Origin of the sequence: Flavobacterium noncentrifugens (assembly GCF_900100375.1) — a bacterium.
Lineage (GTDB): Bacteria > Bacteroidota > Bacteroidia > Flavobacteriales > Flavobacteriaceae > Flavobacterium > Flavobacterium noncentrifugens.
In genome coordinates, this window is record NZ_FNEZ01000002.1 from 947,524 (window position 1) to 967,247 (window position 19,724).

The following is a 19,724-nucleotide window of genomic DNA, read 5'->3' on the forward strand; positions in this document are numbered from 1 at the left end:
TAGCTGCGCTCAGTTCGCCTATGCCTCGGGTGTTGACGGACATATAAAATGGGTCATCCCAACAGTTGTATTCCGAATTCCACTGATGCCTTTTTCGACATTGATAAAATTGTGGATGCCACGCGATTTTAGGATCGATCCCATGATCACCGAACGGTAACCGCCCGCACAATGCAAATAAAACGGTGCGTCAGGAATTTCGCTTATGTGGTTGTTGATCGTATCCAATGGCAGATTGATAGCCGCTTCCACATGTTCTGCTTCAAATTCGCCTGGTTTTCTCGCATCGACAACAATCGTATTTTCAGAATAATCTGAAGCAAATTGCTCAGGCGAAACAGAATCCATTGAATCGGTTTCAAAACCTGCCGCTTCCCACGCCGCCATTCCGCCATTTAAGTAACCAAGTGAATTGTCAAAACCTACTCTTGACAAACGCGTGATCGTTTCTTTTTCCCGGCCTTCAGGCGCAACTATTAGCAACGGTTGTTTCACATCCATAATTAAAGCGCCCACCCAAGGGGCGAAATTGCCCTGTATTCCGATGAAAATCGAATTCGGAATGTGGCTTTTTACATAATCGTTTTCATGTCTGACATCGAGAACTATGGCTTCCGAAGCATTGGCCAAAGCCTCAAATTCAGCTGGATTTAATGGTTTGAATGATTTTACGATGACATCATCCAGACTTTCATAACCCTGAATATTCATCATCACATTTTGTGGAAAATATGCTGGAGGCGCGCCCAATCCGTCGAGCAATTCTTCAATAAATTCTTCGCGTGTCATATCAGAACGCAATGCATAATTCGCTTTTTTCTGGTTGCCCAAAGTGTCGGTCGTTTCCTTGCTCATGTTTTTTCCGCAGGCGCTTCCGGCACCGTGGCTTGGATATACAATCAGATCATCGGCCAAAGGCATAATCTTATTGCGCAAAGATTCAAATAAATAAGAAGCGAGTTTTTCCTGTGTCAATTCTCCAACGAGTTCCTGTGCCAAATCCGGACGGCCAACATCTCCAATAAATAAAGTATCGCCGGTAATGATTGCGCGCTGTTTTCCATTTTCGTCAATCAGCAAATAACAAGTGCTTTCTAATGTATGTCCAGGCGTATGCAATGCTTTTATGGTATAATTGCCAACTTTAAATTCCTGATTGTCTTCGGCAATAACGGCTTCAAATTCAGGGTTAGCCGTTGGGCCGTAAACAATTTTCCCACCGGTTTTCTTCGCCAAATCCAAATGTCCCGAAACAAAATCTGCATGAAAATGCGTTTCAAAAATGTATTTGATTGTTGCACCGTCTTTTTCGGCTTTGTCAATATAAGGTTGCACTTCCCTTAGCGGGTCAAAGATGGCTGCCTCACCATTGCTTTCCAGATAATATGCCGCCTGGGCGATGCATCCGGTATATATTTGCTCGATTTTCATATTCAAAAAATTTGACTGTAAAAATAAGAAGAATCTGCCATTGTGCCGTTAATAAAATCACAATCTGGAGATTTTATTGTGACAGTAAACTAAAAACCGACATTTAACTAAAAATTAGTACTCGTTTCAAAGCGTCACGCGTGATTTAGTATTAATTTTAAAACCTATGGAAAACGACAATAAAAAAGGGTTTTATTTTGGCGAATACAAAGCGCCGTATCAATCGCCTTTTGACAAACTTTTCGGGATTTTTAAGGAATTGATCACGCATACTTCGGGCGATTTCGATGAAGCGATCGATTGGATGCGGGAACTCGACAAAGAATACAAGCTTACCGATAAAGATTACACGATTGACGATTTTATCGAAGATTTAAAAAAGAAAGGCTACATCCGCGAAGAGCTTAAAGACGACGGAACTTCAGGCGCAACGATCACTTCAAAAACCGAACGCGCGATCCGCCAGCAGGCACTCGACCAGATTTTTGGGAATCTAAAACGCAGCGGTGCCGGAAACCACAAAAGCAAATACACGGGAACAGGCGATGAACATACGGGCGAACTCCGCGAATTTCGTTTTGGCGATGCGCTCGAGCGGATTTCATTGACCGAAAGCATCCGAAATGCACAAATCAACAACGGCATTGGCGAATTCAGCCTGACTGAAAACGATCTGGTCGTCGAGGAAACGCAATTCAAAGCACAAATGAGCACTGTTTTGATGATCGATATCAGCCACAGCATGATCTTATACGGCGAAGACCGCATTACGCCAGCGAAAAAAGTCGCAATGGCTTTGGCCGAATTGATCACGACACGCTATCCAAAAGATACGCTTGATATTCTGGTTTTTGGAAATGATGCGTGGCCAATTGCAATTAAAGATTTACCGTATTTAAAAGTTGGTCCTTACCATACCAATACCGTTGCCGGATTGCAGCTTGCGATGGATATTCTGAGAAGAAAACGCAACACCAACAAGCAGATTTTCATGATCACCGACGGAAAGCCGAGCTGTGTGCGCGAACCTGACGGTTCCTATTATATGAACAGCAACGGCCTTGACGAATACATCGTTGACAAATGTTACAGCCAGGCGCAACAGGCGAGAAAACTACACATTCCGATTACGACGTTTATGATCGCGCAGGATCCATATTTGCAGCAATTCGTGAATCATTTTACCGAAGCCAATCAGGGGAAAGCGTTTTATACCGGACTGAAAGGCTTAGGCGAAATGATCTTTGAGGATTATGAAACAAATCGGAAGAAAAGAGTGAAATAAGTCGAAAGTCAAAAGTCGAAAGAAAGTACATTAGAATCAAAATAAAAATATGAAAACACAAAATATAAATACATTAGGCGAACTCAAAAAAGCCGGTTACATCAGCAAAAGTATTAAAGACGAATTGCGTGATAATTTAAAGGAGAAAATCAAGTCGGGAACCAAGACTTTCGAAGGCGTTCACGGTTATGAAAATAGCGTGATTCCCGAGTTGGAGCGCGCCATTCTTTCACGTCACAACATCAATTTATTAGGCTTGCGCGGACAAGCAAAAACACGCCTCGCGAGATTGATGGTCAACTTACTGGACGAATGGATTCCTGTGGTTGCCGGATCTGAGATCAACGACGATCCGTTAAAACCGATTTCGCGTTTTGCATCCGATTTAATCGCAGAAAAAGGTGACGAAACTCCGATTACATGGCTGCACCGAAGCGAACGTTTTTCAGAAAAACTCGCTACGCCCGATGTGACGGTGGCCGATTTGATTGGCGATGTCGATCCAATCAAGGCAGCAAATCTAAAATTGTCGTATGCAGATGACCGCGTGATCCATTTCGGAATGATCCCAAGAGCAAACCGTTGCATTTTCGTAATCAACGAATTGCCCGATTTACAGGCAAGAATCCAGGTGGCATTGTTTAATATTTTGCAGGAAGGCGACATTCAGATCCGCGGATTTAAACTGCGTTTGCCACTCGACATGCAATTTGTATTTACCGCAAATCCTGAAGATTACACGAATCGCGGAAGCATCGTAACACCATTAAAAGACAGGATTGGATCGCAGATCTTGACGCATTATCCGGCAGATATTGAAACTGCAAGAAAAATTACGGAGCAGGAATCGAAGTTTGATAAATCGCAAAGCGACAGTGTGTATGTTCCGGCTTTGGCCAAAGATTTATTGGAACAGATTTCTGTCGAAGCACGAGATTCAGAATATATCGACCCGAAAAGCGGCGTCAGTGCTAGAATGAGCATTACTGCGTATGAAAATTTGTTGAGTACTGCGGAAAGACGTGCCTTAATTTCAGGAGCAGACCAAACAACGGTTCGATTGTCCGATTTCATGGGAATCATTCCCGCAATCACCGGAAAAGTCGAGCTTGTTTATGAGGGCGAACAGGAAGGTGCCGATTTTGTTGCGCAAACGTTAATCGGAAGTGCAGTGCATACTTTTTTTCCGGGACTTTTCCCAAAAATAGAAAAGCTTGAAAAACAAGAAGATGTAAATCCGTACCGTGAAGTTTTAGATTGGTTTTTTACCGAGAACGGCTTCGCGCTATATGATGATTTTTCTGACGAAGAGTATAAAGAACAACTCGACGAAGTTCCGGCTCTGGATATTTTGATCGACAAATACCAGCCAAACCTCGCCGCCGAAGACCGCTATTTCATGAAAGAATTCCTGCTTTGGGGATTGTCAGAATATGATAAATTAAACAAAGACCGTTTTGAAAACGGCTACCAGTTTAAAGATTTATATGGCAGCTACATCAGCAAATTGTAAAAAAAAAAGGGTTTAGATAATGTCTAAACCCTTTTTTTTGATTGATACAAGTGTTAATCATTGTATCTTTCTTCTTCTTTCATGAATTGCATTTTGCAATCGTCGAGCATCGATTGGGAATGTTCGAGTTCGTTGAGCGTTATGGTCATGTCTAAAGTAATCCTTTTCAATTCCCTTAAAAACGCAGCGTCTGTAGGGGCATTTCTTAATTTAAGTCTGATTTGATGCAGTTCGGCTTCTAAAACTCCAACAGTTTCTTTGGCTTTTTTTACCTGAAGCACGTATCTGTCACAAGAATTTTCCATGGCATTTAGTTAGATGAATATTGGTTTGGTATAAATAACAAATACGACAAAGATGTTTTTCGCATCAACAGCATTTGCCGCACGTTTTTTCTTACTGCAATATAAAACAAAAAAGTGCCCGAAAAAGGCACTTTTGAAATTTTTTGAAATTTTTTATTCCTGGTTGCTCACTTTACGGTAAGGAAAAGCATTAAAAATATGTCTTTTTGCAAACCTTCCAGGAGAATCAGCATTGACCATTTTAACGTAAGTTGCTTTTGGAACACTAATGAATTCATAACTGCTGCCGTTCGAAAAAGTGACCAGCAGCCTGATGTTTTCATACTTATAATCCGTAATTGTCGCCTCGGCGATCGTCGCCTGGAATTCAGGTTTTCCTTGTTCGATCGTCTCTGCATTGATGCTCACCAAAAAGTGGTAGGCTTCGATGATCTGCTTGCTTTTTTCTTCTGCATCGGCCAATCCGTTTGCATCATCGTGAAATTTATCAGGGTGTGATTCTTTCATCGAGTTGCGGTAAATGGTCTTCAATTCTTTTAGCGTAACGCTTCTTTCAACATTCAGCAGCGAGCGGTATTCAACAATCTTTTTCATAAAATGTAATAAAATGGGTGTTATCAGCGAATTTCATCATCAAAATCCGTTTCTGAAATTTTTTGCAAAGGTACACTTATTTTTATCTTTTCAAATCCCGAATCAAATATTGGCAAAAGGCTTTAACTTTTCGTCACATTGCCGTTACACTTAAATAGTTACATTTGTATTTCTCAAAAAATCAAATATGATTAAAAATACATTTATATGGCTGCTGCTTTTGTGCGGCCTGGCAAATTACGGACAGGTTGTAATCAATGAAATTGACACCGATACGCCCGGAACGGATGACAAGGAATTTATCGAATTGAAATCGGCTACGCCAAATTTTGCGCTCGACGGTTATGTGATCGTACTTTACAACGGTTCGCCAACATCAAGTACTGGAAACAAAAGCTATTTCGCACTCGACCTTGACGGATATGTGACAGATGTCAACGGATTGATTGTCATTGGAAATGACCTGGTTTCCCCGGTTCCGGATAAATATTTACAAGTTAGTACCATGCAAAACGGACAGGACGGAATTGCGCTCTATGTTGGAAACGCCACCGATTTTCCCGATCAGACTCCAGTTACTGCAACAAATCTCGTCGATGCCATCGTTTACGGAAACAACAATCCCGATGCGACAACTTTAATGTCAGTTTTAGGCGTTTCGGCACAAATCAATGAAGCCATAAACGGATTGGGAACAACACAATCCATCCAGCGCAAAAACGACGGAACTTATGAAGTAAAAACACCAACGCCCGGTGCAAACAATGACGGCAGCGGATTTATATTTAATGGAATCACGATCGCCGTTTCTGCCACAACGATTAATGAAGGCACTAGTTTCAATGTTACTTTCACCACGCAAACCGCGGTCACATCCACACTTAATTTTACATTTTCGCTAAGCGGATTCAACGCCGCAGATTACACCGGAAACCTAAACGTATCAATTCCAACAGGATCAACGTCTTACACTACTACAATTGCCAGCGTTGACGATGCATCGGATGAAGGCGACGAACTCGTAAAAGTACGTTTTGGAACACTGCCGACAGGTTTCAGAAGAATGAACGACAACATCGAAATCCGGGTCATCGATAATGATTTTGTCGTAAGGCCATATGGAACACCTTTAAATCCGACTTACGGTTTGGTTGAAAAACAAATTCCGCCAGGATATTATGATGCTTTGGAAGGGCAAACCGGGGAAAATTTAAGGATTGCCATTCGCGACATCATCGCCAATCCCGCAGTCGTACACGCACAAAATTATGGAGATGTAGAATACATGCTCAAGGAAGCCGACCAAAATCCGCTAAACAGCAATGAAGTCTGGCTGATGTATGTAGAACAGGGCAGGGCCAAATACAAATATCAAACAACAGCAAGTAATGTAGGTTCGTGGAACCGCGAGCACATTTATCCGCAATCGCGCGGCGGTTTTGCAGATGCGACCAGTTCGACTCCTGACGGAATCAATGTGTGGCTGCCAACATCTGCCGATGATATTACTGCCGGCCACGCCGACGGCCACCACATCCGTTCAGAAGACGGTCCGGAAAACACCCGTCGCAGCAATAAAGATTACGGTCCGCTCGATTACAATGGCCCGGCAGCAGGAACGCAGGGCAGTTGGCATGGTGATGTGTCACGTGCTTTGTTTTACATGGCGTGCCGTTACAATTTATTGAATGTTGTTGCGGGAAATCCGGCAGATACGACATTGTACCAAATGGGCGATCTCACCACATTGCTCGAATGGAACCACAGCGACCCGAGCGATGATTTCGAAATGAACCACAACAATGTAATTTACAGATGGCAATTAAACAGGAATCCGTTTGTGGATTATCCGGATCTTGCCGATTATGTGTATGGCAACAGGACAACAACACCATGGCACGCACCTTTGGCAACAGATTCATTTACAGGATTGCAGGTAGGAATTTATCCAAATCCGGCGTCTGATAAAATTACAATTACCGGATTGGAGCAAAACAGCAAAATCGAAATTTACAGTATCGCCGGAGCAGCGCTTTTCGAATCGCAATTTTTTGGTGAAACAACTTTTAACCTGAATCTGGCACCGGGAATTTATCTTGCCAAAATCACTTCAGACAATAAATCGGTTACCCGAAAGATCATCATCAGATAATATTCTGAAAACAAATAAAAAGCCGCAGGAACTTATTCTTAGGCTTTTTTATTTGTGGTGGACTGAATTCAGGCGCTTACATAATCACCGCCATTCACGTGAATCATCTGTCCGGTCATGTACGAACTGTCTTCCGAAGCTAAAAACACATAAGCCGGGCCGACTTCAGATGGCTGCCCTGCACGTTTCATCGGCGTATCGGTTCCAAATTTCGCAGTTTCTTCTTCATCAAAGCTAGCCGGTATGAGCGGTGTCCAGATTGGTCCCGGCGCGACGCCATTTACACGAATCCCTTTCTCGACCAATTGTGTGGCGATGGAACGCGTAAACGCAACGATCGCACCTTTCGTACTCGAATAATCCACTAGGTGCGGGCTGCCCTGATAAGCGGTGATTGAAGCTGTGTTAATAATGCAATCGCCTTTTTTCAAAGTTTTCAAAGCTTCCTGAGTTGTATAGAAAAACGGGTAAATATTAGTTTCAAATGTGAGTTTCAGTTGGTCACTTGTAATATTTTTGAGATCGTCTTTCGGGAATTGCATCGCTGCATTATTTACTAAAATATTGAGCCCGCCGAATTTCGCAATTGTATCTGCAACTACTTTTTTACAAAAAGATTCCTTCTTCAGATCGCCGTGTAACAGCAAACATTCACGGCCTTCTTTTTCAATGAAATGCTTGGTTTCCTTCGCGTCTTCTTTTTCGTCATAATAAACAATTGCAATATTAGCGCCTTCGCGTGCAAAATGAATCGCAACGCTTCGCCCAATGCCGCTGTCGCCACCTGTGATTAATGCGATTTTGCCTTTGAGTTTGTCGCTTCCTTTATAATTGTTGCGGATAAACTCGGGTTGCGGAAACATTTCGGTTTCTTTCCCAGGTTGCTCATCCTGTTTCTGGCGTGGAAATTCCTTAGTTTTCATAATGCTGATTTTACAGTTTCAGATTATACAAAGTTGGATTTTTCAGCCACGAAAAGCATTATAATTTTTTTTTGAATTTTTGCAGGATTTGGAAATCGTTAATGCAAGATGCTTTGAACCCATTTGCCAAATGTATATCCAGCACAGCCGATGACGATGATGCCGGTTATAATCGCAAAAGCGTTTGAAATCATCCCGATTTTCTGTGTTTGTGAGTTTTCCATCTTGTTAATTATTAATGGTTAATAATCAAATTGGTATGAAATTCCGATTTTTGTTACATCGGCATTTTAATTCCAAATCCACTCGACATTTCAAAAAAACCAAATAAGTCACAACTTTAATTATGGGAATCTACAAAATTTAAGAAACTTCACTCCATCTTTCCGCAACAGAATGCTTATTTTGCAGGCTAAAACAAATTCAACATGAACAATACTCCGGAAACCGGCACACGCAAAAACTACACAATCCCCTTAATTACCATCACGCTTTTATTTTTCATGTGGGGATTTATCACTTGCATGAACGATATCCTGATTCCATATCTAAAACAACTGTTCCAACTCACTTTCTTTGAGTCGATGCTCGTGCAGTTTTGCTTTTTCGGGGCTTATTTCCTGGGATCGCTGGCTTATTTCACAGTGTCGTATTACAAAGGTGATCCGATCAATAAAGTTGGATATAAAAATGGGATTCTTGCCGGAATTATATTGTCAGCAACCGGCTGCGTATTGTTTTATCCCGCTGCAACTTTTTCAGTTTACGGATTGTTCCTGGGGGCATTATTCGTTCTCGGATTGGGATTTACGATTTTACAGATTACCGCCAATGCCTATGTTTCGCTGCTGGGTTCTGAAGATTCCGCGTCAAGCCGACTCAACATGACGCAAGCCTTCAACGCGTTCGGAACCACAATTGCGCCTGTACTCGGAGGCCATTTGATCTTCGAATTCTTTGCTGGTGCGGATGGCAAATTCACCGCTGAAGCCACGCGCATTCCATACTTGATTTTCGCAGCCATCTTATTATTGGTCGCAGTTTTAATTTACAACGTCAAACTGCCGTCATTTGAAACCGGAGAAGTCGAAAGCAAAGGACTTGGCGCACTAAAATTTCCACAATTGAAACTCGGCGTGCTCGGGATTTTCTGCTATGTTGGAGGCGAAGTGGCGGTAGGAAGTTTTATTATCAGTTTTTTACACCTCGACAGCATCGCCGGATTGCCCGAATCGATTAGCAAAAATTACCTGTCACTTTATTGGGGCGGCGCAATGATCGGGCGCTTTCTCGGAGCCATTTCATTAAACCACAGCATCGGGCAAGGCAAAAAAGCAATCTACATGCTGCTTACAGCCATCGCTGTTTTCGGAGTGATTTTCAGCATCGTCGACCTGACTTTCGACCAAGCATCTTTCTTCCTAGTCTTCATCGGATTGAATTTTGTCGCGTTCTTCATTGGAAAATCTGCACCGGCAAGAACGCTTGCGATCTTTGCATGCGTAAACGTACTGTTGCTGCTTTCTGCAATGTTCAACACAGGTGAAATGGCAATGTACAGCATCCTCGGAATCGGGATTTTCAACTCGATCATGTTCTCAAACATCTACACGCTCGGCATCGCCGGACTTGGCAAATACACCAGCCAGGGCTCGTCTTTATTGGTTATGGCAATTTTAGGAGGCGCAGTCATGCCGCTCATTCAGGGTGCGGTAGCCGATTCATCAATAGGATTGCAGCACTCATTCATCGTTCCGGTTTTCTGCTATTTGTATATTTTGTATTTCGGAATTTACTGCTCGCGAAAACTCAAATTTGTCGAACACGCACCCAATGTTTCCGGACATTAACCAGCTATAAAAATCAAGAGCGGCCTTATTTAGTGCCGCTTTTTTATTGTTTTTTTAGAACCTGATCCGGCTGTCCGCTGCAATCTTTTTCAAAAAAACCGTCGTTGCATCGCCGTTAGTAAGCTTCCGTTGGTCGCTTTCTTCCGCCGGCAACAACAGGTTTTTTTCTCAAAAGGATTTCCGCTTCCATCCGGGGTAAATCCGCATCCGAACAAACCCAATCGTTAATGCAAGATTATTTTCCGCCAAGCTGTTGCCACAAAAATGCTAAAGTTTCCGAGCGTTCTTCAATGAACTGCTTGCGCGAAGATCCCAATCCGTGTCCCGCATCATAATCAATCCGAAGCAAAACCGGTTTCCCGCTGGTCGAAGCCGCCTGAAGCCGCGCTGCCATTTTCGCCGAAAGCCAAGGTTCCACACGCGGATCATTGATGCCGTGCGTCAACAGCACTGCCGGATATTTCGTTCCGTTCTTTATTTTTAAATATCCGTCCATCGCAAGCAAATTCCGAAAACCTTCTTCTGTTGTAAAACTGCCAAATTCCCCAATGTTGCTCGGCCCGTTTGGAGTGGTCTCATAACGCAGTGCATTGTTGATCCCAACATTGTCAATGGCCGCCGCAAAAAGATCCGGGCGCTCTGCGATGCTGTTCGAGATCAGGATCCCGCCGGCACTACCGCCCTGAATGCCCAGATGCTCGGCCGAAGTATATTTATTTGCGATCAGATATTCCGCGCAGGCGATAAAATCTTTCCAGGTATTGGGTTTGGTTTTTTGAAATCCGCCCATGTGCCATTCTTCACCATATTCGCCTCCGCCACGAATGCCAGCAAAGACCGAAATCCCGCCTTTTTCAAGCCATGGCAGATCGTAAGTATCAAAAAACGGAGAAGTATTTTCAACACCATAAGCGCCATAGCCGTTCATCAGCAATGGGTTTTTTCCATCAAGCAAAACGCCTTTTTTTCGTAAAATAACCAGCGGAACCATGGTTCCATCATACGATTTGGCAAAGGCATTTGTCACTTCAATGCCCAACATGTCAACCGGAATTTGTTTTAAGATTTTGGTATCGGTGACTGCATTTGTTTTCGGGTCATATTCGAGCACGGCATTCGACATGGTCCAGGAATTCAGCCCCATGATAACACCGTCTCTCAAAGGCATCGCTTCGCGTATGAATATCGAACCTGGAAACGATGATTTCACTTCCGTCTTTTTTAAATTCTGATAATCGATTTTATAGATCCGCCTGCCAATGTCATCGAGCACACCAACATACAGACCGTCCTTTGCGGTATTGATATTTTCAACTACCGCATCCGAAGCCGCGAAAACCATTTCCTGATTTTTGAGATTTCCATCTGAAATTTTGACTCTTACGACCTTAAAACGCGGTGCATCTTTGTAAGTCAGCAGGTATAAATAATCACCCATGATGGCGACATCTTTTACGTTGTCGTCAAAATTGATCATTTTCTTCCACGGAATTTTAGCTTTTGATAAATCGGCCATCGGCACGACGTAAAACTCAGAACTTTGGGAAACGCCGTCGTTGAGCGTTCCCAATGCATATTTTTGGCCTTCAGGGAAATTCGCAAATGCGATCATTCTGGGATCAACGGTAATGTCGGGATTGGTATTGTAACCAAATAAAGGTTTATCTGTTGAATGGGCCGTTCCTAAAACGTGCAGATAAGCAGTGATTTTTTTGATTCTTTCCGTTGGAGGCGCATCTGCGGCAAGCTGCTGCAATTTGTTGTATGAAAAGGACTTGCTGTCGGGCAGCCACGTTCCGGATTCCCAGCGCGTATCGGTAATTAAATCATCCGTTATCTTTCCGGTTGCGGTTTCGATAACCCGGATATTTCCATATTCGCCACCGCCAATCGCTACTAAAAACGAAATGTATTTTCCGTCAGGAGAAACAGAAAAATTGTTTATAGAAGCCTGTTTCCCGTTTTCTACAAACTTTTCAGGATCGATCAGCAACTTTTCGGTACCGGATTTTCCTTCACGCATATACACCTTTGCATTGTCGTCGCCACGGCCAATCTTGAGGTAAAAATAGGAATTGCCGCGTTTCTTCAATCCGTAAATCATATCTCCGGCATCGCCAAGCTCCTGAAACCGATTGATGAAATCAGCTCTATACGGAAGTTTTTGTAAGTATTTGTGTGCATAATCCGATTGCGATTTGATCCATTTTGCAGTTTCGTCGTCCTTTACGTTTTCCATCCATCGGTACGGATCGGTTACTGTAGTTCCGAAATACGTATCAGTAACATTTGCAACAGCCGCTTTTGGAAGTGCATTCTGCGCGGCAGCTAAAAAAGGAGCGAAGCTTAAAAAAACGAGATAAATATTTTTCATAAAAAAGCCTTTTTGATTTGAATTACAATCTTGTAAAAATAAACCAAAAAAGTGAATGTGTCTAAAAATGAGTGCGTTGTCTGTCTGTTTAAAATGTCGTTCGTATATTTTTAAAACGACAAAGCCCACAAATCAATTGCGGGCTTTGTACTTTGAAAACAGAAATTTTTACGGTCTCGGACTGTTGTTGCGGTTTTCAGGAACCGTGCTGTTGGTTTTCGTAGGATCACTTACCGGCGTGTTCGGAGAGGATATATTTCCTGCCGAGCGGTTGCTTCCCGTTCCCGGAGTAGCTGCAGAACCTGCTGCCTCAGTATTGGTATTCGTAGGAATATCAGCATTATTTCCTGCATTTGTAGGCTGCACTTTTACATTCCGGATGTCGCGCTGTGAGTTGTAATTGCTGTTGCTGTTCGCGTCATACGTATTTTTATTTCCGGTAGTTGAAGGAAGTGGCTGATTGATTGTACTTTGATTCGGCGTAACCGGATTTACCGTCGGATTGATCTGTGCCTGGCTTGTCGCATACGCAAACAAACATACCAGCAAAAAGCTTATATTTTTCATGGTGATTTTATTTTAAGTTGAATCATAAAATTACCGCTAACAAACTGATTTACACTTACAACAATTTCAGAATTGTTTGCACCTTTTGGCTTTTAAACGCTTTCGCGGATGTTGCTCCGCAGCAGCATGTAGCCTAAGGCAGCAAAGGTAATCACCGCCGAGGCATACATCACAAGCGGGATTTTGGAAATCACATCCTGATAATACCAGCCCGCAAATAAAGCGCCCAGCCCGATTCCGGCTTCAAGTGCAATGTACATTGTTGCCATGGCTTTTCCGCGGTGGTCTGGCAAACTCATATCGACCGTCCAGGCGTTGAGTGCCGGAGAAAGTACGCCCACGGCGATTCCGTATGTGATTGCGCCAAGGATCAAACCGCTGAAACTTTCGCCAAAAGCAATAATAAATAAGGAAACCGCAAGCAAAACCAATCCTGTTTTGATCACACGGATGCGCCCGTAACGGTCGGATGCTTTTCCTGCAATGAATCGGATAAGAAGTGAGGCGATTGTAAAGACCATAAAGAAGAGGCCTTTATTGGCAATGCCTAGATGCTGGCTCCAATCGGGAATTAAGGTTAATATTGCACCATAAGCGACATAAGAAAGAAAGGTTACAATTGCAGCAGGAAGCACTTCTACCGCGATAATGTCTTTCCGCGAAAGCTTTAAAATCGCCCAGCTAAATTTTTGCTTTACCGGAATTGTTTCTTTCATGTTCATCAAAATCACGATCGAAAGCAAAGCGAAAAGCGATGATACATAAAACAAAATATCAATTGAATAATAAAGCGTGATTGTACTGCCGATGGCCGGGCCGATGGCCATTCCGGTGCTGAAACACAATCCGTGAAAGCCCAGCGCTTCGCCCCAGCGCGCTTGCGGAACGATATCTGCGACATAAGCAGCCGTTGCTGTGGGTTTGAATCCGGTAGAAAATCCGTGGATGAGGCGCAGGAATAAAAATCCGGCAACGGTGCCTAAAACCGGATATAAAAATCCACACACAAAGCATACGATCGAACCCGCAGCCATGACCGGAACGCGCCCTAAAGTATCGGTTAATCTTCCGCTAAAAGGACGTGAAAACCCTGCGGTTAGCGTAAATAAAGCGATGATCAATCCTTTGTATTCGGCGCCGCCCATGCTGCTGAGATACGCCGGAAGCTCAGGGATCAGCATGTTGAAACTCGCCGAAAAAAGCAGCGAACTCAGGCAAACCAACCCAAATTGGAGGTTGTAAACCGAATGTGTAGGTTGTGGCATGTATCAAATGTTGTGTTGCGCCGCAAAGGTAAAGCTTTAAAGTCGTTTGTCCTTAAAATCGTTTCCCTTTCGATTTTTAGCATTGTTTTTTACGGAAATTGTTTTGTTTGGACTAAATTTAGGAACCTTAAGAACAGTTTATGAATTTTATTCAGAATCCGCCGGATGGCGGCATGTTATACGCAGAAACCAATCTGCAGCAATATTTCCCGGAACCGCTGAACGCCGTTACGGCACTTTTTTTCCTTGCAATTGCAATGTATTGGACGTTTAAAATTTATGGAAAAATAAGGCAGCATCAGTTCCTCGTTTTTGCTTTGCTGCTTTTATATATTGGCGGAATCGGCGGCAGCATTTATCACGGATTCAGGCAATGGCGGATATTTCTCATGATGGACTGGCTTCCGATCATGCTGCTTTGCCTTTCAGCAGGCGTGTGGTTTATCGCAAAACTGACGCGCTGGTATTTTGCCGTCGGGATTGTAGCCTTGTATTTTGGATTTGTGTATTTTACCAGGACGATGTTTAGAAACAGCGACAACATGCAATTGTTCATCAACATCAATTATGCGGTCATGGCTTCGATTGTATTGCTTCCGGTCATTGCATTTTTGGTTAAGACCAATTTCACAAATGGCAAATGGGTTGGTTTTGGATTGTTGGCATTCGTTGCTGCACTGACTTTCAGGATTGCCGACGGCTGGAACTGGCTTTCATCGGGTACCCATTTTTTGTGGCATACTTTCGGGGCGATTGCAGCTTTCTGTATGCTAAACTATGTATTTCTGGTCAATGAGAAACAGCTGGCGGAAGCCGTATCAAACCATTAAAATTACAGTCGAAACGCTATCTTTGGAATAATTTATCAGATGAAAATCCGCAAAATGAACAAATTGAAATTGGCCCTTTTTATTGGATTGTTATTTTTTACAGGCATTGCCATCGGTTACAGCCAAAAACCGATGCAAAGCTGTCCGAGGAATTTCGATGGAAAAGCTTTCACCAAAATCAAAAAAGAAATCAAAAAGCACGACGGCGATACGGTGGCGTTTGATGTTGAAGTGTTAAAAATAGCGTTCGGTTATAATGACAAACCGTATTTTCAGGGAAAAATGGACAATGGCGAAACGTTATGGATTTCTTCAATGGTCAGCAATTCAGATGTAACTGTTGGAAAAAAACTCCGCGTCCTGGGTTATCTCAATGGCGTGACTGCCGACGATGAAATAGGGAAGAAGTACAACAAAGGCGGCATTCAGGTACTGGCTTTTGCCTTATTGAATACCGAAACAAAACAACTTCATTTTTCAGATGCGTTCAAAAACGAAGCGCTGTTGTGGAAAAGCGGCGGTTTCATACCAAAAAAATAATATACGATGCAATACAATTCACTAGGAAATTCAGGCTTAGAAGTCAGTTCGGTCAGTTTAGGATGTATGTCGCTTAAAAACGCCGATGTCAATGCTGAAAATATTATCAGAAAAGCCGCTGATTCAGGTATCAATCTTTTTGATACGGCCGATTTATACGGCAAAGGTGAAAATGAAATCCTGCTTGGAAAAGCATTGAAAGGCATCCGGAATGGCGTTTTGATTTCGACGAAAGTAGGCAACCGCTGGAAAGATGATGGCAGCGGCTGGGAATGGTGCCCGCGTAAATCCTATATTTTAAAAGCTGCGGATGAAAGTCTCAAAAGATTGCAAACCGATTGCATTGATCTGTATTTGTTGCACGGCGGAACGATTGAAGATCCGGTTGACGAATGTATTGAAGCTTTTGAACGCTTGAAAGAACAGGGGAAAATCAGGGCTTACGGAATTTCGTCCATCCGCCCGAATGTGATCCGTGAATATGTAAACCGGTCAGAAATTTCAGCAGTAATGACGCAATACAGTTTGCTTGACCGCCGCCCTGAAGAAGCAACCCTGGAATTGCTGAACCAGAATAATATCGGTGTTTTGGCGCGCGGAACGATTGCAGGCGGCTTATTGGTAAACAAACCTGCAAAGGATTACCTTGAACATTCTCAGGATGAAATCAGCCAAATGCTTGAAAAATTTTCGGGGATTTTCAAAGACGAATGCGAAAGGCAAAGAGCTGCAATCGGTTACGCATTGGCTAATCCGGCAGTAACGAGTGCTGTTGCAGGAATCCGTACTGAATCGCAATTGGATCTGGGATTGAAAGCTGCTCAAACACAGCCATTATCACCAAATGACCTTCAGGTTTTAAAGCAACTGTTTCCTGCAAAGCCATATCGGGAAAACCGGTAAAATCGCATGCACATTTAAAATGAAAAAACCGCCCAATTGTAAAGGCAGCTTTTTGTTTTTTAATCTACTTTAAAGAAAGATCCGTCTTTGTTGAATTCAAGGTCAATCTTGTTGGTCAAATCCACATCAATATCTTTGTGGCCATAATCAATGTGGGTGATTTTTTCATTCGGATAATGCTTCGTTACGTAATCTGTAATTGATGCCGCGATGTACCCAGTTGGAATGGGTTTGTCGCCACCATCGACTTCACGTATTTTGCCGTCTTTGAAAAATTCGATTTCAGTGCCGTTTTTCAGATTGATCTCATAGCCCTTTTCGCCATGTTCGGCATCTTTTTTTACAAGGTCGATCGCTTCTTTTTTAAAGTATTTCTCAAGGAATGCCGTGGCAGGCTTTGGCAATTCTGAAGATTCAATTTTCTTTTGTGCGTTTGTCGATACTGCAAATCCAAGCAATATAGCGACAAATGTGATTTTTGTTTTCATAGCTATTCTTTTAGTTTTGTGTATTAAATTTAATACAACTAAAATAGCGGTGCAATTTTTTAGGAAAGCTTTAGAGTTTAAGCCTAAATCAAACGCCATTTTTCTTCCTCCATATCAATGCGGTGCAAATGCCTGCGGATGATTTCTTCGTCTAAAGCCTGTTCTTCTTTATTCTTTTGGATCAGCCACAGCCTTTGCCGGTTTAAAATGGCCCTGTAAACGGTTTTTGTTTCTTCAGAAATGATTGCATTTTCGGGCAATGCGCTGCTATTTTCCCATTTGTCTGCAATCTGCTGCAAAATTGGCTGCCTTTTCAGTTCCTCGGGATAATTGGTCTTTAAATGCGTCAAGGCATGCTGCGCCAGTTGCTGTTTGATTTCATTGTCGATTTCATCTTCGGAACGGGTCTGGTCGCGATCAGACAAATTCAGCATCCGAATGAGATAAGGAAGTGTCAATCCCTGCAATAGTAAAGTCAGCAATATGACTACAAATGTAATAAACAGGATGAGGTTTCGCTGCGGAAACGGGGAACCGTCTTCGAGCTGCAACGGAATCGATAAGGCTGCAGCCAATGATACGACGCCACGCATTCCAGTCCATCCGATGATTAATGGTCCCTTAATTCCGGGGTTTCTGCCATCTGCAACCGTGATGAAATGTTTGGCGATCAATGTAAAAGCCACCACGCCATAGGACGACAATATGCGTCCGATGATCAAAACGGCGGTAACCAGTATGCTGTACCCGATGGCCGCACTGATACTTACTTCGCCGAGCCCCGACGTAATTTCCGGCAACGCCAGCCCGATCATGATAAACACCAATCCGTTTAAAATAAAACACAGGCTTTGCCAAACGTTAAATCCGCGAACGCGCGAGGTGCTGCTCAGGAAAAGATGCCTGTTGTTGGAAAGGTACAAGCCACCGCTGACAACGGCCAAAACACCAGAACTATGTGCTTTCTCAGCAGCAATGTACATGATGTATGGCGCGACGATAGAAAGAATAATGTCCATATTGGCATCTGTAGGCAGGTATTTGTGCAGTTTCATAAAAAGCCAGCCAACGATCAATCCGATGGCAATGCCGCCAATGACCATCCATGCAAAACTTCCGGCAGCAGCATACCATACAAACTGGCCGGTCGCAACAGCAATCAGTGCAAAGCGTAAAATAATTAACGAAGCGGCATCATTCAGCAGGCTTTCGCCTTCGAGAATCGATGCAATCGTGCGTGGAAGCCTGACAAATTTCATGATCGCGCCCGCGCTTACGGCATCCGGCGGCGATACGATGCCACCGAGCAAAAAACCCAAAGCCAGACTAAAGCCAGGGATGAAATAATTGGCAACAAATGCGACAGATAAAGCGGTCAGGAATACGATGACGAAAGCAAAACTGCAGATGACGCGGCGCCATTTCCAGAGTTCTTTCCACGAAATCGTCCAGGCTGCTTCATATAATAGAGGCGGCAGGAAAATCAGGAAAATAAGTTCGGGTTCGATGTGCAGTATAGGAACGCCAGGGATAAAACCGATACCCAGGCCGGCAAGGATCAATAATACCGGATAGGCGATTTTGGCTTTGTCTGCAAGCATAATCAGCAATACGATAATAACGACAAGCGCCAGGAAAAACGGAAAATTCTCTAACATGGTTTATCGGTTTGTGACAACAAAGGTATTGGTATTTTTTAAAAATAAAATCCTCTATGTTCAGTAAATCCAGTTCAATAAAATCAATCAATTAAACGATTGCCTGAATGCGAGCGGGGAATGCTGTGTTTTCGCCTTAAAGAACTTGCTAAAGGACTGATGGTGCTCAAAACCCAGCTCATAAGCGATCTCACTGATCGAAAGCTCGCTTGCCGATAGTTTTTCCTTTGCTTTTTCAATCAGCTTGTCATGAATGTGCTGCTGCGTGGTTTGGCCTGTTAAATTTTTGAGCAGGCTTCCAAGATAACCGGGCGACAGGTGCAGCGCATCAGCAATGTATTGTACGGTTGGCAAGCCTTTTTCAAGAATGACGTTGTCAAAATATGCATTAAGCAATTCCTGAAGCCGGATCAGGGTATTGTTTGTGGCGATTTTCCGCGTGATGAATTGCCTGTTGTAAAAACGCTGTGCATACGAAAGCAGGAGTTCGAGCTGCGCAATGATAATATCCTGGCTGTAAACATCGATATTCGAACAATATTCCTGGTGGATGTTCTGCATCACATTTACAATAGTAATTTCTTCTTTTTCAGATAGAAAAAGGGCTTCATTTGCAGCGTAATCAAAATAATGATAGTCTTTTATAGTTTTGGACAACGGCATATTCCATAAAAAATCGGGATGCACGAGCAGCATCCAGCCGGTACGTTTTCCGGATGATGGTCTTTGCACTTCGATGCTGAACACCTGTCCGGGCGCCATGAAAAACATAATGCCTTCATCAAAATCGTATTCCTGCTGGCCGTATTTTATTTTTGCGTCGAAATTCCGCTTCAGCGATATAGAATAAAAATCGAATATATAACTGATGTCATTGTTTTCAGGAGCTGCAGTAATCGTACTATAATCAATGAGACTGATTAGCGGATGCTCAGGCTTGGGCAAACCCCTTAACTGATGGTATTGCGATATGGTCTTGACCTTTTGGATTTTGTTCGGCATGTCTTTAATAGTCTTGCTTGTTAAATATAGCAAATAATATACAG

Annotated in this window: 18 protein-coding genes; 7 read left to right on the plus strand and 11 right to left on the minus strand. The window is 43.0% G+C overall.

Annotated features, from left to right (window positions below):
* Positions 1–18: 18 nt before the first annotated feature.
* A complete protein-coding gene (locus tag BLS32_RS08975; protein WP_091394276.1) occupies positions 19–1,431 on the minus strand; it encodes an MBL fold metallo-hydrolase in 1,413 nt (470 codons plus the stop codon).
* A 166-nt stretch (positions 1,432–1,597) separates the two neighbouring features.
* On the opposite strand from BLS32_RS08975, the gene BLS32_RS08980 reads away from it, so the two are divergent.
* Together BLS32_RS08980 and BLS32_RS08985 are read left to right on the plus strand one after the other, a co-directional pair.
* Complete coding sequence (locus BLS32_RS08980) at positions 1,598–2,716, plus strand: vWA domain-containing protein (protein ID WP_091394279.1); 1,119 nt, start codon at positions 1,598–1,600, stop codon at positions 2,714–2,716.
* A gap of 49 nt (positions 2,717–2,765) precedes the next feature.
* Positions 2,766–4,229, plus strand: coding sequence for a MoxR family ATPase (locus BLS32_RS08985; protein ID WP_091394282.1), 1,464 nt, complete (start codon positions 2,766–2,768; stop codon positions 4,227–4,229).
* 53 nt (positions 4,230–4,282) lie between these two features.
* Here BLS32_RS08985 and BLS32_RS08990 read toward each other — a convergent pair whose 3' ends face one another.
* Together BLS32_RS08990 and BLS32_RS08995 are read right to left on the minus strand one after the other, a co-directional pair.
* Positions 4,283–4,534 carry a hypothetical protein gene (locus tag BLS32_RS08990; RefSeq protein ID WP_091394283.1) on the minus strand — a complete coding sequence of 84 codons (252 nt, stop codon included), beginning with the start codon at positions 4,532–4,534 and terminating at the stop codon, positions 4,283–4,285.
* Positions 4,535–4,687: 153 nt separating this feature from the next.
* Positions 4,688–5,128, minus strand: coding sequence for a KTSC domain-containing protein (locus BLS32_RS08995; RefSeq protein ID WP_091394286.1), 441 nt, complete (start codon positions 5,126–5,128; stop codon positions 4,688–4,690).
* Between the two features lie 187 nt (positions 5,129–5,315).
* Here BLS32_RS08995 and BLS32_RS09000 point away from each other — a divergent pair, with 187 nt between their 5' ends.
* The gene (locus BLS32_RS09000) at positions 5,316–7,280 is read left to right on the plus strand and encodes a T9SS type A sorting domain-containing protein (protein WP_091394288.1); all 1,965 of its coding nucleotides are present in this window, start codon (positions 5,316–5,318) and stop codon (positions 7,278–7,280) included.
* A gap of 68 nt (positions 7,281–7,348) precedes the next feature.
* Here the strand turns inward: BLS32_RS09000 and BLS32_RS09005 are convergent, their stop codons facing one another.
* Entirely contained in the window at positions 7,349–8,206 is an 858-nt protein-coding gene (locus BLS32_RS09005) for an SDR family oxidoreductase (protein ID WP_091394291.1), read from the minus strand.
* A 95-nt stretch (positions 8,207–8,301) separates the two neighbouring features.
* Entirely contained in the window at positions 8,302–8,427 is a 126-nt protein-coding gene (locus BLS32_RS18750) for a hypothetical protein (RefSeq protein WP_255314664.1), read from the minus strand.
* 204 nt (positions 8,428–8,631) lie between these two features.
* On the opposite strand from BLS32_RS18750, the gene BLS32_RS09010 reads away from it, so the two are divergent.
* Entirely contained in the window at positions 8,632–10,053 is a 1,422-nt protein-coding gene (locus tag BLS32_RS09010; protein WP_091394294.1) for a sugar MFS transporter, read from the plus strand.
* Positions 10,054–10,288: 235 nt separating this feature from the next.
* Here BLS32_RS09010 and BLS32_RS09015 read toward each other — a convergent pair whose 3' ends face one another.
* From BLS32_RS09015 to BLS32_RS09025, 3 genes are all read right to left on the minus strand, one after another.
* The gene (locus BLS32_RS09015) at positions 10,289–12,427 is read right to left on the minus strand and encodes a prolyl oligopeptidase family serine peptidase (protein WP_091394297.1); all 2,139 of its coding nucleotides are present in this window, start codon (positions 12,425–12,427) and stop codon (positions 10,289–10,291) included.
* 168 nt (positions 12,428–12,595) lie between these two features.
* Positions 12,596–12,994 carry a hypothetical protein gene (locus BLS32_RS09020; RefSeq protein ID WP_091394299.1) on the minus strand — a complete coding sequence of 133 codons (399 nt, stop codon included), beginning with the start codon at positions 12,992–12,994 and terminating at the stop codon, positions 12,596–12,598.
* A 92-nt stretch (positions 12,995–13,086) separates the two neighbouring features.
* Positions 13,087–14,259, minus strand: coding sequence for an MFS transporter (locus BLS32_RS09025; protein WP_091394302.1), 1,173 nt, complete (start codon positions 14,257–14,259; stop codon positions 13,087–13,089).
* 140 nt (positions 14,260–14,399) lie between these two features.
* On the opposite strand from BLS32_RS09025, the gene BLS32_RS09030 reads away from it, so the two are divergent.
* The 3 genes from BLS32_RS09030 to BLS32_RS09040 are packed head-to-tail and all read left to right on the plus strand — an operon-like array spanning position 14,400 to position 16,532.
* Entirely contained in the window at positions 14,400–15,089 is a 690-nt protein-coding gene (locus BLS32_RS09030) for a hypothetical protein (RefSeq protein ID WP_091394305.1), read from the plus strand.
* 54 nt (positions 15,090–15,143) lie between these two features.
* Positions 15,144–15,629 carry a hypothetical protein gene (locus BLS32_RS09035; protein ID WP_139171720.1) on the plus strand — a complete coding sequence of 162 codons (486 nt, stop codon included), beginning with the start codon at positions 15,144–15,146 and terminating at the stop codon, positions 15,627–15,629.
* Positions 15,630–15,635: 6 nt separating this feature from the next.
* Positions 15,636–16,532: an aldo/keto reductase gene (locus BLS32_RS09040; RefSeq protein ID WP_091394309.1), complete on the plus strand. Its 897-nt coding sequence runs from the start codon at positions 15,636–15,638 to the stop codon at positions 16,530–16,532.
* Between the two features lie 59 nt (positions 16,533–16,591).
* On the opposite strand, the gene BLS32_RS09045 is transcribed toward BLS32_RS09040, so the two are convergent.
* The 3 genes from BLS32_RS09045 to BLS32_RS09055 form a co-directional block, all read right to left on the minus strand.
* Positions 16,592–17,020, minus strand: a complete 429-nt coding sequence (locus BLS32_RS09045) for a PepSY-like domain-containing protein (protein WP_091394749.1) — start codon at positions 17,018–17,020, stop codon at positions 16,592–16,594.
* An 83-nt stretch (positions 17,021–17,103) separates the two neighbouring features.
* Positions 17,104–18,678, minus strand: coding sequence for a Na+/H+ antiporter (locus tag BLS32_RS09050; protein WP_091394312.1), 1,575 nt, complete (start codon positions 18,676–18,678; stop codon positions 17,104–17,106).
* A gap of 87 nt (positions 18,679–18,765) precedes the next feature.
* The gene (locus BLS32_RS09055; RefSeq protein WP_091394314.1) at positions 18,766–19,680 is read right to left on the minus strand and encodes a helix-turn-helix domain-containing protein; all 915 of its coding nucleotides are present in this window, start codon (positions 19,678–19,680) and stop codon (positions 18,766–18,768) included.
* Positions 19,681–19,724: the final 44 nt, after the last annotated feature.

Coding starts and splice junctions, on each gene's coding strand:
- BLS32_RS09030 (WP_091394305.1), top strand. CDS start 14,400: ATGAATTTTATTCAGAATCCGCCGGATGGCGGCATGTTATACGCAGAA.
- BLS32_RS09020 (WP_091394299.1), bottom strand. CDS start 12,994: ATGAAAAATATAAGCTTTTTGCTGGTATGTTTGTTTGCGTATGCGACA.
- BLS32_RS08990 (WP_091394283.1), bottom strand. CDS start 4,534: ATGGAAAATTCTTGTGACAGATACGTGCTTCAGGTAAAAAAAGCCAAA.
- BLS32_RS09025 (WP_091394302.1), bottom strand. CDS start 14,259: ATGCCACAACCTACACATTCGGTTTACAACCTCCAATTTGGGTTGGTT.
- BLS32_RS08985 (WP_091394282.1), top strand. CDS start 2,766: ATGAAAACACAAAATATAAATACATTAGGCGAACTCAAAAAAGCCGGT.
- BLS32_RS08980 (WP_091394279.1), top strand. CDS start 1,598: ATGGAAAACGACAATAAAAAAGGGTTTTATTTTGGCGAATACAAAGCG.
- BLS32_RS09010 (WP_091394294.1), top strand. CDS start 8,632: ATGAACAATACTCCGGAAACCGGCACACGCAAAAACTACACAATCCCC.
- BLS32_RS09045 (WP_091394749.1), bottom strand. CDS start 17,020: ATGAAAACAAAAATCACATTTGTCGCTATATTGCTTGGATTTGCAGTA.
- BLS32_RS09035 (WP_139171720.1), top strand. CDS start 15,144: ATGAACAAATTGAAATTGGCCCTTTTTATTGGATTGTTATTTTTTACA.
- BLS32_RS08975 (WP_091394276.1), bottom strand. CDS start 1,431: ATGAAAATCGAGCAAATATATACCGGATGCATCGCCCAGGCGGCATAT.
- BLS32_RS08995 (WP_091394286.1), bottom strand. CDS start 5,128: ATGAAAAAGATTGTTGAATACCGCTCGCTGCTGAATGTTGAAAGAAGC.
- BLS32_RS09000 (WP_091394288.1), top strand. CDS start 5,316: ATGATTAAAAATACATTTATATGGCTGCTGCTTTTGTGCGGCCTGGCA.
- BLS32_RS09040 (WP_091394309.1), top strand. CDS start 15,636: ATGCAATACAATTCACTAGGAAATTCAGGCTTAGAAGTCAGTTCGGTC.
- BLS32_RS09055 (WP_091394314.1), bottom strand. CDS start 19,680: ATGCCGAACAAAATCCAAAAGGTCAAGACCATATCGCAATACCATCAG.
- BLS32_RS09015 (WP_091394297.1), bottom strand. CDS start 12,427: ATGAAAAATATTTATCTCGTTTTTTTAAGCTTCGCTCCTTTTTTAGCT.
- BLS32_RS09050 (WP_091394312.1), bottom strand. CDS start 18,678: ATGTTAGAGAATTTTCCGTTTTTCCTGGCGCTTGTCGTTATTATCGTA.
- BLS32_RS18750 (WP_255314664.1), bottom strand. CDS start 8,427: ATGGAAAACTCACAAACACAGAAAATCGGGATGATTTCAAACGCTTTT.